Origin of the sequence: Nostoc sp., from assembly GCF_036916735.1 — a bacterium.
Taxonomy (GTDB): domain Bacteria; phylum Cyanobacteriota; class Cyanobacteriia; order Cyanobacteriales; family Nostocaceae; genus Nostoc.
Genome location: NZ_JBALFV010000101.1, coordinates 167,318 through 180,145, shown reverse-complemented (window position 1 = coordinate 180,145; position 12,828 = coordinate 167,318). Strand labels below are relative to the sequence as shown.

The window sequence follows — 12,828 nt, the reverse complement described above, 5'->3', positions numbered from 1 at the left end:
ACATTAATAATACATTGTTTTGAGAAATTTCACTGAGTACGGCTAATGATACCTTTTTACATGAGCTTGGGTGCTTGAGTAATTATTTAGCAGCAAAAAGAGGTAATAACATGAGTAAATCAGTTTACCAGCAAGAATTAGAGACTTTATTCGATTACCTTCAGCAAAATCATGCTTGCAATCTAAGAGATTATAAGCACTTGAATTTGATACCTCGGTTACAATACCGGATGCAGCAATTGAAAGTTGAGAGATATAATAAATACTTGCAATATTTACAAGATAACCCCGAAGTTTAGTGTTTTAATTGACACTATTTTAATGGATTATACTGATTCGTTTTCGGAGTGCGATTCCTGGGATTATTTAGCTAACAAAATCATTCCCCAAATTATTAAAAGCAAGCATCCAGACGAAAGAATTCGAGTTTGGATTGCTGGCTGTGCTTGTGGACAGGAAGCTTATGCAGTAAGTATGTTGCTAGCAGAAGCTCTGGGTATGGAGCAATATTTGCAACGAGTGCAAATTTTCGCCACTGATATAGAAGAAGATGCGTTGAATTGGGGGCGACAAGGTAGTTATAGTGACTCTGAGTTAGCAAACATTCCCTGTAGATTTTTGTCTAAGTACTGCAAGCAAATTGAGCAATTTTATATTTTTCGCCCCGAATTGCGTAGGTCAATCATTTTTGGTCGCCATAACTTAGTGATGAATGCGCCCATAGCTAAAATTGACCTGCTTGTGTGCCGCAACGTCCTAAAGTATTTTGACGTAAAAATTCACGCAACTATTCTGATTCGCTTTCATTTTGCCTTGAGGGATAATGGTTTTCTTTTTTTAGGAAAAACAGAAAGCTTGATTAACGATAAACAAATCTTCATCCCCGTTAGTATGAAGGATTCGATTTTTACTAAGGCAAAGAATCTCAGTTTGCAAGAACACTTGCAGATTCGACCTGAGTCTGCTAAAAAGAAAGTACCTAACTCTTCAGATTCTCAAATTATCCACTTTTGGCAAGCTGCTTTCCAAAACAGCCCATTTGCCTTACTTGCAGTCGATTTTCGTGGTTGCCTAATTATGACTAACGAGCAAGCTTGTACTCTATTTGGTCTTAAAGACGACGATCTAGGTGTGCGAGTGCAAGATTTAGGAATAGGACAAGTTGCAAATCTTGGCAGCTTGATGAAGCGGTTAAATCGCGATCGCTCCTTGATAAGTAAAAAGAACGTAGAGTGGACAACTAGCCACGGCAACCATTATTTCGATATCTACATTACGCCAATAATAAAACCGAATGGTAGTCTAATTGGAGCAAATCTCACTTTTGTTACAATACCTTTGCCAAACTACCAGGATTCAATCCTTGTAGAAATAGGATAAATACATTTTAAAGAAGTAAGCTTGGCAAAAATTTGGGTTAATAATCGTACTAGTAATATCATGTCTAAACTCGTTTGGCTTCGACTAAACTTGTTCTTAGTGATTTGGTATTGCTGGCATCTGGGGATAGAGTACCCGCCGGTCTGCGGCTATTAAGTGTGCGTGGGTTGCAAGTTGATGAGTCTGCCTTAACAGGCGAATCCGTTCCGGTTGAGAAAGCAACGGCATCGCTGGCTGTGGAAACAGCGTTAGCCGAACGCAGCAATATGGTGTACGCAGAAAGTTTTGTTACTTTTGGACAGGCAGAAGGAATTGTAGTGGCAATCGCAGATGCCACCAAAATCGGTCGCATCTTGCAGTTAATTGAAAGCAGCACAAATCTGAAAATACCTCTGACTAGGGATATAGAAGTCCGATAGTGGTTTTATCCAATGCCAAATGATTACGTTAGAGTCGCACCCAAATAAATTAAAAACTCCATCAGTACATTTTGCTAGGTATGATATTTAATCTGTAAGCATTTACCTAGTAATAATCAGCTATGACCCAGAACTACCGTATTACTCTACTCCCCGGCGATGGCATTGGCCCTGAAATTATGGCAGTGGCGGTAGATGTGCTGAAAGTCGTAGGGAACCAATTTGATCTGAAGTTTGAATATCAAGAAGCCCTCATTGGTGGTGCAGCAATTGACGCTACAGGCGAACCTTTACCATCTGCCACTCTAGATACTTGCCGTAACAGTGATGCTGTATTACTCGCTGCGATTGGTGGTTATAAGTGGGATTCCCTGCCATCCAATTTACGCCCAGAAGCAGGTTTGTTAGGATTACGTGCCGGTTTGGGATTATTTGCCAATTTGCGCCCAGCGAAAATTTTGCCTCAGCTAATCGACGCTTCAACTTTGAAACGCGAAATTGTAGAAGGCGTGGATATTATGGTGGTGCGCGAACTTACTGGTGGGATTTACTTCGGTAAACCTAAAGGAATTTTTGCTACAGAAAATGGTGAGAAACGCGGTGTAAATACAATGGTTTACACTGAGTCAGAAATTGAGCGTATTGGACGGGTGGCGTTTGAAGCGGCTAAAAAACGCGGTGGAAAACTTTGTTCGGTGGATAAGGCGAACGTATTAGAAGTATCTCAGTTGTGGCGCGATCGCATCACTCAACTTTCCGAAGAGTATCCAGATATCGAACTCTCTCATTTATATGTAGATAATGCTGCTATGCAGTTATTACGCGCTCCCAAGCAGTTCGATACCATCGTCACAGGCAATTTGTTTGGTGATATTCTCTCTGATGCTGCTGCCATGCTCACAGGTAGTATTGGGATGTTACCCTCAGCTAGTTTGGGTGCTTCTGGGCCTGGTGTGTTTGAACCAGTTCATGGTTCCGCCCCAGATATTGCCGGACTTGATAAGGCAAATCCTTTAGCACAGGTTTTGAGTGTAGCGATGATGTTACGCTACGGTTTAGACCAGCCAAAAGCCGCAGATCACATCGAACAAGCCGTATTGCAAGTTTTAGAACAAGGCGATCGCACTGGGGATATAATTTCTCCAGGAAAAAACCTTTTAGGTTGCCGCGATATGGGCGATGCATTGATTTTAGCTCTTGAAGGAAAATAATTAAATAATGCAACTTGGGCAATTTGGCAACCTTCGCTATAAGTTTCGGGTAGACTAAAGGGAAATCTAGCAATCAAATAACAGTCGATAGTGTACGCATTACGACAAGGTCAAGTAAATTTTACCGCCCCAAAGAACCAATCGCCTTTGATTGATCCCGCCCTAATCAGAGCAGCTGGGCAGATATACTATACTCACTGTGAAGTACATCCCGAAATAGCTGGGCAACCTTCCGGTGTAGCAATTAATCGTGTGACTCATCGAGGTAAGGTTATTTTCACTAACCAACCAGTTCTTTTACCTCAAGAATGTTTTGTGCCCTTGAATCAAATAGAATCGCACATGTATTAGTCATTGGTCATCAGTCATTAGTTCATTAATCATTAGTCACTTGTACTGAGCGTATCGCTAAAGCGAAAGCTCCGCTAATGTGTAGCATCTCGTAGAGAAGGCGAAGTATTAGTTCTCGACAAAGGACTAAAGATAAACGACAAATGACACAGGACAAATGACAAAGGACAAATGATTGTATGGACATTTTGTTCGCCATTCCGGCGAGTGTAATGGTCTTTGTTTTGGGTGCATCTATTGGCAGTTTTATTAACGTTATTGTTTATCGGCTACCTGCTGGGTTGTCAATTCTTTGGCCGCCCTCTCGTTGTCCCCACTGCTTAAACCAGCTAAAAGCTTATGATAATGTACCAGTATTTGGTTGGATTTCGCTAAGAGGGCAATGTCGATATTGCAAAAGCAAAATTTCTGTCCGTTATCCTGTGGTAGAAGGAGTAACGGGCATAATTTTTTTACTAGTTTTTTTAGTATTCCAAGTTTCGACTTTAACAATAGGCTATTGGGCTTTTTGTAGTTGGTTATTGGCACTATCGCTTATCGACCTAGATACAATGACTCTACCCAATCCACTTACTCAGTCAGGTTTGGTAGTGGGGATTTTGTTTCAAATGGTGGTTGGTTTTTTACCAGAAGCTAGTTTTGTGGCATTGGTAAATCACCTGATGATGGCAATAGTCGGTGCAGTATTGGGCTTATGGCTGTTTGATGCGATCGCCCTATTGGGTTCAATTGCCTTTGGTAAAGCTGCAATGGGTGCAGGTGATGCCAAGTTAGCAGCCATGATGGGAGCCTGGTTAGGCTGGAAATATTTGCTCTTGGCTAGTTTTATTGCTTGTATGCTAGGAGCGTTAATTGGCAGCACTGTCATTATGCGTACACGCAAAGCCGCGAGTCAAAAGACATCATTACCAAGGTTAGGACAAAAGATGCCTTTTGGCCCTTTTCTGGCTTTAGGATCTGCGATTACTCTATTTAGCGGCGAAGCCATTTTGTCTAGCTACCTGCGGTTATTTTTCCCAGCTTTTTGAACTGAAGTGCAAAGTGGGGATCAGGGGAGCAGGGGTAGAAATCAATTCAAAATTCAAAATTCACGCATTAAAGAATTTCTGCCTCCAGCAATAACTGCCTCCTGTTTCCCAATTCCCATTCATAATAAATATTTATAATTCGTGACTGTAACCACCATTACCCCATCTACTCTTGATATTTTGATAATATTCAGCTTGTGACTTGTATTACCCTTGTGAACTACCCACCGTCTAGACGGATGTAGCTCTCCCAATTCATCAGGAATACCCAAGAGAATTGCGTAGTTCTATTGGTCTGACATCCCTCCAAGGGCATAAATCCTGATTTCTAAGACCCAAATCTTTTACCAATAGCTCTGCCCTACTCCTTCAAAGAAGCAAGCTACGCGTAGCTTCCCGTAGGGAAGGGTTTTCTTGCAACATATACTACTTATAAGCTTGGTTTTCGCTAGTGGCATTGATGGTCAAGACACTAACTATAATATCCGAGAAATCGGTATTCCTCATATATCCTAGATGCAATCGTCATCAGCCGAGGTTACTGAGCTTGCGTTGCCTTGAGCTTTGTCGAAGGGTCGAAGTGCTTACAATCCCCACCTTATGAATATATTGTTCGCGTTAGCGTCTGTCTGCGACACGCTGTGCCAACGCAGAGAAGGTGGGGACTTCCGTAATCCGTTAACAACGATTAACTGTCGCCAAGCACAACTAGTGCAACAGATGCTGATTGTTCATAACCTAACAATACGAATCATTGATTTGGGTAGGAGGGGGAAAGCATCTTATTTGGAGGTTGGTATTCTCATGGCTTTGTCAGTATGTCCCGATAATTATAAGTCTGCTGAAAAAAGAGCAAGAGACTTGTATTGGCATAAGTATTTTCGTTAAGCTGGCAACCAAAGATGAAAATTAAGGTCTCAATTGCTTAAAAGCGTAGTTTGACGATGTAGCTATTAGTCATTAATAAAGACAAATGACGAAAGCTAAGGACAACCCGATACGGCTTGACATGTTTTCGACCTCATACCCACTTAAAATAAAATAAAAAATGGCTAACAACGAAGAATCACGCGGTTTAAAGTCTCTATTTGATTGGTTTGCAAATCGACGGAAGTCAGGATCTACCAGCCTCGAACGCCAAGAACGTGAAATTGCGGACGGGCTATGGCATAAATGTTCTAAATGCGGTGTTTTGGCATATACAAAAGACCTGAAAGCCAACCAGATGGTTTGTACCGAATGTGGTCATCACAATCGCGTAGACAGTGATGAGCGCATCCGTCAATTGATAGATCACAATACCTGGAAACCGCTAGACGAGCATTTGCGTCCAACCGATCCGCTCGAATTTCGCGATCGCAAACCCTATAGCGATCGCTTGCGGGAAATGCAAGAGAAAATTGGCTTAATAGACGCAGTTAAAACTGGTTTAGGTCAAATCAATGGTTTGCCCATTGCCCTTGGGGTTATGGACTTCCGCTTCATGGGTGGTAGCATGGGTTCCGTTGTGGGAGAAAGACTTACCCGCATGATTGAGCAAGCCACTCAACGACGCTATCCTGTAGTTATCGTCTGCACCTCCGGGGGCGCGAGAATGCAAGAAGGAATGCTCTCCCTGATGCAAATGGCAAAAATCTCCGCAGCCCTACAGCACCATAAAGATGCGCGATTATTATATATTCCTGTTTTGACCAATCCCACAACAGGTGGCGTTACCGCTAGCTTTGCGATGTTGGGCGATATCATTTTGGCAGAACCCAAGGCAACCATTGGTTTTGCTGGTCGGCGAGTGATTGAGCAAACCCTGCGGGAAAAACTACCCGATGATTTTCAGACTGCTGAAGATTTACTCCGGCACGGTTTTGTTGATGATATTGTACCCCGTACCCAATTAAAGAACACCCTAGCCCAGCTGATTGCCTTACACCAGCCTGTACTAACAACACCTCAAATGGTGTTGTGGGAAACAATGTCCTTGACTTCTACTGCCGCAGAATAGTCAAAAGTCAAAAGTGATGAGTTAGGAGCAAAGCCGGAGACGCTCCGCCTCCGGTGAAGAGTTAGGAGTGTAAAATTCATAACTTCTCACTCCTCACTTCTAACTCCTCACTTTGACCTTCCTCACCTTCCCGGCTCTTTGACAAAAAGTAGTGGGATAAGCGCTGTTAATCGAAATAGACTCGAGAGAGCGAACAATCCCAGTAAGCCTCCAAACTGAGCAAATTGGAGGATAAAACTGCCTATAGTTGTGCCTAAAGCACCACTTGCTCCCGCAACGGCAGCTGCGGTCGCAAAATATATAGACTGATTTTTAATTGGTGCGATCGCCAATTGTATATTATTGTTACACAAGTCAATCGCCGCCCAAGTTCCTCCAGTCAAGATGTGTAACAGGGGTAACCACAACCAGATATCAAGGTGATTAGCACCAATCCCCAGCCAAAGCAGTGGTGTGCCTGCAACCAAAATCCCAATACAGATCAAAATGGGACGATTGCCTATCTTGTCTGCTAATTTGCCCCACAGGATGAGCATCAGCAAAGTTGCTCCCGCCTGAAGGCTGTTGTAGATAGTTACGTAGCTCACGTCTAAATCTAGCGTGTCGAGCATATAGAGGTTAAAAAAAGGACTGCTGAGGTTAACAGCAAGGGCCCAGAAGCTGAAATACAGCAGAAATCTCAAAAAATTAGAGTTTTTCCAGATGCTGGAAGCTGGTGCAACAGGTGGGGTTGAATCCTCATCTGAACAATCCTCTTTGCTAAGAGCTTCCTGCTCCCTTGCCTCTTGTTGAATCTCATTTGTTTGAGTTAACTTGCCATAATAAGTGTTTTGGGAGCGCGGATTCATATCCACCTGGAAATATTGACACCCCAATCCCACAATCCCAAACACTATACCTATCAGCAGAACCACCCCATAGCCTTGAATACTTCCACCATACCAATGTGATACAACTAGACCGGCTATTGGTACGCAAATCAAATTGGTGAGGCTAGCAGCACTATTGCGTATCCCAAAATACCTGCCTCGCAATTGTCGGGGAACTATCATTGCTACCCAACTTAGCCACGATGCCGCTCCTAATCCTCCCAAAAGACTGCTGAATAGAACAATCAAGAGTGTCAAGATCACTAACGGGTGAGTATTAATCACACCCAAGTTAACGCCAACAATACCGATTACTAAAACCAGCCATAGCAGCCGACCAATTCCATGTGTCCGAAGAGAATATTGAAAGCGGCTAGTGCTACGTTCAGACAAGTAAGCACCCAACGGCTGAATAAGATTGACCAGCATGGGGATAGAACACAGCATCCCAAATACCACTGGACTAGCACCCAATTCCACCAAAAAATTGCTAAGTAAAATCCCGCCAGTTCCAAGGGAGTAAACTGCTGCTAAGACAGAATCTGTAGTCGAGGCTTTTAAACTAGTGCGAATCGCATCCTTGGGAATTCGAGAGGTTGGAGAAAGTGCTGTCGATGGTGAGGCAATCTGGAAAACTTCCAGAGTCCGTGGCGCAGTTGTTTCAACCTGAACAAAATCCATAATATACGTTTATGAGTAAAACATCCTGACATAAATGCGGTTGTCGAGGAAATCAGTATGCTTTCATCAGCATTCTTGATAAGTTTTCGTTATTTTAGCTTGCAATTCTCAACTAAAATTTTAAAAAGTAAAATGTCACCTACTATTTCCGCTTTCTAGATAAGCAAATATACTTAAAGTATATCATTAATAACTTTGATAATCAGTTTGTCAATATTTTGTTGAGGCAACAACTATTAAGGACTTCTAAATAAAAAAATATCCCATTGCTTTTAAGCAGGGGAGCAGGGAGTTCCAAATTCAGAAGCTCAAGTTCCAATTTCTAGGCACAGAGTACGAGAAATAATCATGCACGACCCATCACTACAGCCGGGTTAGTGCATGATTAAGCAAAGCTTCAGTACTGTTTGAAATCAGCAGGCGGCACAAAAACGCCAGGTGGAATATCACAGAGAGTTCATCAGTTTTGAGAACTTTACGCGATTAGGTGAAGATGGACGAGTTTGGATTACTTTGAGAAACACGGCAGAAGATGAGGCAGGGGCATGGGGCATTGGTTATTCCCCTTGTCTCTCTCATCCCCCTCATTCCCATCATTTCCTCATTCCCCATCCCCAATATCTCATGCCCCATTCTCAATGCCCCATTCCCTAAACAGTATTTTGGGCAACAAATTGCACTCTGAACGTGATATTGGTATTACAGAGACTCAATCTCTATCTATCAGTTAAAAAGCATTATGGGTTTTGCAGACCTATCAATCGCAGAGATAGCAGCCGACTACAGCATTCCTGTAGAAAAAGTGTTTTCTCTGTGCAACCAACAGGAAATTGCTTACAAACACCAAAAGACTCATTTGGCGTTAGAAGATGCAAAGGCAATTATTTCCCAAATATCGTCTGAAATACGCCTAAAAGGTACTAGCGACTCAATGGGCGATCGTGAGGTCACCTGAAGGGTTATCTTGGGCTTTGGCTAATCACTGATAGCTAATGATAAAAAACAATGAGTCATTAACAATTAGCAGCTTGGAGATTGAGAATCGCTTTCTTAGCTGTGTCGAGCGTTAAAATTTTTAAGGGGAAACATGTTTAGAAGACTAATTGGCGTTGTTGTGGTTACTGTTTTACTCTCGTTTCAGTTGCTTGTCGGAAGCGCCACAGCAGTGGAACTCGACAAAGCTACCCGAACAGTGCCATTAAATACTCAAGGTGAGACTGCCGTACTCAGCCTTAAACAAGTCAAAGAAGGCAAACGCTTATTTAATTACGCTTGCGCCCAATGTCATGCTGGGGGAGTTACCAAGGTAAACCAGAACATTGGACTCACTCCAGAAGACCTGGCACTGGCAACACCAAACCGTAATAACATTGAGGGCTTAGTGGATTATTTGAAAAATCCCACTACTTACGACGGGGAAGAAGAGATTTCCGAAATACACCCCAGTATCAAAAGCGCAGATATTTTCACAGAAATGCGAAATCTGACAGATGAAGACTTGAAGGCGATCGCTGGTCATATTCTCTTACAACCTAAAATCGTCGGTACTAAGTGGGGAGGCGGCAAAATATATTACTAAATTCTGGAATTAGTACTGAATTATTTGGGCATAGGGCATAGGGTATAGGGTATAGGGCAAAATTTATTTCCTATTCCCTATTCCCCATTCCCTAGTTTTCACAGCCGCACAAAATCTACTTGGTTGATCCACAAAAATTTTTCAAAAGTCAAAATATTCCTAAAGAAAAAATAAAATCTATTATTTTACCATTTACCTTTATTCACAAGCTTTTTGGGCTATCGCAGTCTAGTATTGATTACTGATTGCACAGCTTTTTGCAATAAATTTCTCCCTATTGTTAAAAAAAAATTGTATCTATGACATATTGTCATACTTTGGTGTTGATTTTATTTAAAATGAGAAAGGAAAAAAAATTGTTTGTTAGGAGAGAGCCATGAAATCGATTTCGGCAAGCTGGCGACGTCTTAGTTTAGCTTTGTTGACAATCCTTTTAGTTGTTAGCAGCTTTGCTGTTTTTACTCCCAGTGCTTCGGCTGAAAACCACGAGGTGAAATTGGGCACTGATAAAGGAATGCTGGCATTTGAACCGAAAAAGTTGACAATTAAACCAGGTGATACAATTGAATGGATAAACAATAAAGTTCCTCCCCATAATGTTGTGTTTGATGCTGCCAAAAACCCCACTAAAAGCGCCGATTTAGCGAAATCTCTGTCTCAGAAAAAGCTGTTGATGAGTCCTGGTCAAAAGGAAACAACCACCTTCCCCGCAGACGCACCTGCTGGTGACTACACCTTCTACTGCGAACCCCATCGTGGTGCTGGCATGGTTGGTACAATCACTGTTCAGAGCTAGAAACATCCTGATTAACACAAGATGATTTTCTGGGCTTCCTTCTCTGAAATTAGCCCATAGCAACACAAAACACTCCTAGAGTGACGCACACAATTAATAAATGGCGGTAACGAGTCCTATCCTTCCCTAAGACGCTAAGTAACTTGTGGTAATAGAGGGGTACACTCGTTACCGCCAATTTTGATCAAACTTGACTTAATCAGGCATTAATCGCGTTTATACTCTTGCTGGAGGCTTGTTGCGAGGAAATTCTGTTGAGAATACTTTTATTAATCCTACTGTTGGCGATCGCTCTATTCAAATTGACATTCATTAGTCCAGCACTAGCTGCCGAAATATCCAATGGTGCTAAAATTTTTGAGGCTAACTGCGCTTCTTGCCATATAGGTGGTGGTAACATCCTTATTAGCCAGAAAACCTTGAAAAAGGAAGCATTGTTAAAGTACTTAGAAAATTATGATAGCGACTCAATTGAGGCAATTATCCACCAAGTACAAAATGGTAAAAATGCCATGCCTGCTTTTAAGAGCAAATTAAGTTCTGAAGAGATTCTGGATGTAGCTAGTTACGTTTTTCAGAATGCAGAACAAGGCTGGTAAAGTATTTATACCGTCTGTTTCTTATGGTGTAAGTGTCTTTGTATACTAACAATTCAAAGCAAGCTCCTCGCTTGCTCTTAGCGGGTTGGGCTAACGTTCTGTCTCAACCAATAAACGCTATATGACGAACTAGCGATCGCTAGTTCGTCAACTACTAAAAATGATATTTTAAGATGTTCTTAATCCAAAATAACCATCTGGTGATTATTTTTCTAGATTAAACTTTTCTCTTTTTTCCTTCACTTCGCGTAACTGTTCTACTAATTTTCCATCGGATTCAGCAGAGACTGTAGGCTGACTCTTATTGACTCTCGGCAGCACTAACGGTTCTGAAATAGTAGCCGCCGATGAAGGCCTAAGCTGGTTATTTCTGATTTGCAGTTCAGGGAATGGTTTAGAAGTAACTGCTGGTGAAGGCGTAGGTTGATTGCTATTGACTCCCGTTGCAGATAATGGTTTAAGAGTACCTGTTGGTAAGGACGCAGGCTGGTTATTTCTGATTCGCAGTTCAGATAATGGTTTGGGAGCAGCTATTGGTGAGAACTCAGGCTGATTGCCATTAACTCCTGGTACAGCTAATGGTTTAAGAGTACCTGTCGATGAGGAAGCAGGCTGGTTATTTCTGATTCGCAGTTCAGGAAATGGTTTGAGGGTAGGCTGATTGTTATTGATTCCCGGTGCAGATAATTGAGTAGTTCCAGTAGTGTTGCTAATGTTGTTTTGGAAACTCAAGTTGAATGGATAGGAACTGATCCGTTTATCTCCCTTAGGGGATTGCTTATTAAAGTATTCCCTTGCTTCTGATTTCAATTCCGGGGAAACTAACTTATCTTGAAACTTGATGTCTAAGACCTTACCATCAGGGTCTACCACTAATACACCCAAAACAGCACCTTCAAGATTCGGCTTCTTCGTGGGTAATGTTTGGCGGATGACTGGTTTTTGTTCAGCGTTGGGGTATTGTTGCTGGACTTCCTTTCTCAGGTTTGCGTAGGAGTCTAGCTGTGCGAGCGCCAGTTGAGTTCCTTTGGCAGATAAATCAGGTGCTTGTGACATGGTTCCCCTAATTAGGGTTAAACTATCCCCAGCTCTTGGAGCTTGTTTTAAAGAATTTATCAACGGGTTTTGAGCAATTCTAGACGCATCATTAACCGATTGCGCCATTTGTGGTATTGCTGCATTTCGCTGTGCTGTTGTAATGAGGCTAGTATCAGATAAGTTTGGAGATTGGGCATTTTGCAGAATCTCATCAGGTATTTGCTGCGACTGCAATTGTGGCAATCTATTTACAGCCAATGGTTTTTTCAGATTATTATCAGGTATTTTCTGCGATTGCAATTCTGGTAATCTATTTACAGCCAACGGCTTAGGTGCTTCGTATTTAGTGTCACTGACATTTACACTAGGAGCTGATCGAGAGAATTTAGGGATAGTAGTGAATTTAGAACTATCAAATTTAGAGGCGTCAAATCCCAAACTACTATTAGGAATCATCCGCAAAGACTGCCTTGTAGGCAAAGAGGAAACTCGATAGTTATTCGATGATGCGGGTAGCGGAGGCAGTATTAGCTGGCTGGATGGCGCTGGTGCCACTGGGGGCAATAGAGTTTGAGCGTTAAAGTTCGGAGCAGAAAGTGGCGCTATTGGAGGAAGTTGTTGTAAACCAATTTGGGGCGTGCTTTGCGGCAAACGGCTTTGATCCGCTTGGCTCAATTCCAAAAGTCCGACGGTTTTTGATGATGCTGTATCTTTGGGTTTGCTAGAATCCATAGGCATCAATGGCACAATCATGGCGATCGCACCGTGAATGCCAAGAGAAGCTATAGCTGCTATGCCAATTGGCTGGCTTAATAGTTCTGGTATACTTTTAAACAGGGAAACGTAAGACATAGCTGTTATCGTTCACTCTACTCAGT

14 protein-coding genes and 1 pseudogene are annotated in these 12,828 nt (G+C 42.2%); 13 read left to right on the top strand and 2 right to left on the bottom strand.

Annotation, left to right across the window (positions count from 1 at the left end; translation table 11 throughout):
• Positions 1-110 precede the first annotated feature (110 nt).
• From V7L20_RS24400 to accD, 8 genes and pseudogenes are all read left to right on the top strand, one after another.
• Complete coding sequence (locus V7L20_RS24400; RefSeq protein ID WP_334746541.1) at positions 111-299, top strand: hypothetical protein; 189 nt, start codon at positions 111-113, stop codon at positions 297-299.
• Positions 300-321: 22 nt separating this feature from the next.
• Positions 322-1,380 carry a CheR family methyltransferase gene (locus V7L20_RS24395; RefSeq protein WP_334746540.1) on the top strand — a complete coding sequence of 353 codons (1,059 nt, stop codon included), beginning with the start codon at positions 322-324 and terminating at the stop codon, positions 1,378-1,380.
• Positions 1,381-1,451: 71 nt separating this feature from the next.
• Positions 1,452-1,790 (top strand): annotated as a pseudogene (locus V7L20_RS24390) (P-type ATPase); the annotation flags it as partial.
• Between the two features lie 131 nt (positions 1,791-1,921).
• Complete coding sequence (leuB, locus tag V7L20_RS24385; protein ID WP_334746539.1) at positions 1,922-3,010, top strand: 3-isopropylmalate dehydrogenase; 1,089 nt, start codon at positions 1,922-1,924, stop codon at positions 3,008-3,010.
• Positions 3,011-3,100: 90 nt separating this feature from the next.
• Positions 3,101-3,361, top strand: coding sequence for a hypothetical protein (locus tag V7L20_RS24380; RefSeq protein WP_334746538.1), 261 nt, complete (start codon positions 3,101-3,103; stop codon positions 3,359-3,361).
• A 179-nt stretch (positions 3,362-3,540) separates the two neighbouring features.
• Positions 3,541-4,389 (top strand): prepilin peptidase, encoded by an 849-nt coding sequence (locus V7L20_RS24375; RefSeq protein WP_334746537.1) that lies wholly within the window; start codon positions 3,541-3,543, stop codon positions 4,387-4,389.
• A gap of 600 nt (positions 4,390-4,989) precedes the next feature.
• Positions 4,990-5,277, top strand: a complete 288-nt coding sequence (locus V7L20_RS24370) for a hypothetical protein (RefSeq protein ID WP_334746536.1) — start codon at positions 4,990-4,992, stop codon at positions 5,275-5,277.
• Positions 5,278-5,437: 160 nt separating this feature from the next.
• Complete coding sequence (gene accD, locus V7L20_RS24365) at positions 5,438-6,388, top strand: acetyl-CoA carboxylase, carboxyltransferase subunit beta (protein WP_334746535.1); 951 nt, start codon at positions 5,438-5,440, stop codon at positions 6,386-6,388.
• 122 nt (positions 6,389-6,510) lie between these two features.
• Here the strand turns inward: accD and V7L20_RS24360 are convergent, their stop codons facing one another.
• Positions 6,511-7,938 carry an MFS transporter gene (locus tag V7L20_RS24360; protein ID WP_334746534.1) on the bottom strand — a complete coding sequence of 476 codons (1,428 nt, stop codon included), beginning with the start codon at positions 7,936-7,938 and terminating at the stop codon, positions 6,511-6,513.
• Between the two features lie 438 nt (positions 7,939-8,376).
• On the opposite strand from V7L20_RS24360, the gene V7L20_RS24355 reads away from it, so the two are divergent.
• The 5 genes from V7L20_RS24355 to petJ all read left to right on the top strand — a co-directional run bounded on the left by V7L20_RS24355 (position 8,377) and on the right by petJ (position 10,912).
• Positions 8,377-8,592, top strand: a complete 216-nt coding sequence (locus V7L20_RS24355; protein ID WP_334746533.1) for a hypothetical protein — start codon at positions 8,377-8,379, stop codon at positions 8,590-8,592.
• 85 nt (positions 8,593-8,677) lie between these two features.
• Positions 8,678-8,893, top strand: coding sequence for a hypothetical protein (locus V7L20_RS24350; RefSeq protein ID WP_334746532.1), 216 nt, complete (start codon positions 8,678-8,680; stop codon positions 8,891-8,893).
• 132 nt (positions 8,894-9,025) lie between these two features.
• Complete coding sequence (gene psbV, locus V7L20_RS24345) at positions 9,026-9,517, top strand: photosystem II cytochrome c-550 (RefSeq protein ID WP_334746531.1); 492 nt, start codon at positions 9,026-9,028, stop codon at positions 9,515-9,517.
• Between the two features lie 376 nt (positions 9,518-9,893).
• Positions 9,894-10,313 (top strand): plastocyanin, encoded by a 420-nt coding sequence (gene petE, locus V7L20_RS24340; RefSeq protein ID WP_334746530.1) that lies wholly within the window; start codon positions 9,894-9,896, stop codon positions 10,311-10,313.
• Positions 10,314-10,567: 254 nt separating this feature from the next.
• A complete protein-coding gene (gene petJ, locus V7L20_RS24335) occupies positions 10,568-10,912 on the top strand; it encodes a cytochrome c6 PetJ (protein WP_334746529.1) in 345 nt (114 codons plus the stop codon).
• Between the two features lie 204 nt (positions 10,913-11,116).
• Here the strand turns inward: petJ and V7L20_RS24330 are convergent, their stop codons facing one another.
• Positions 11,117-12,802 (bottom strand): hypothetical protein, encoded by a 1,686-nt coding sequence (locus V7L20_RS24330; RefSeq protein WP_334746528.1) that lies wholly within the window; start codon positions 12,800-12,802, stop codon positions 11,117-11,119.
• Between the last annotated feature and the right edge of the window lie 26 nt (positions 12,803-12,828).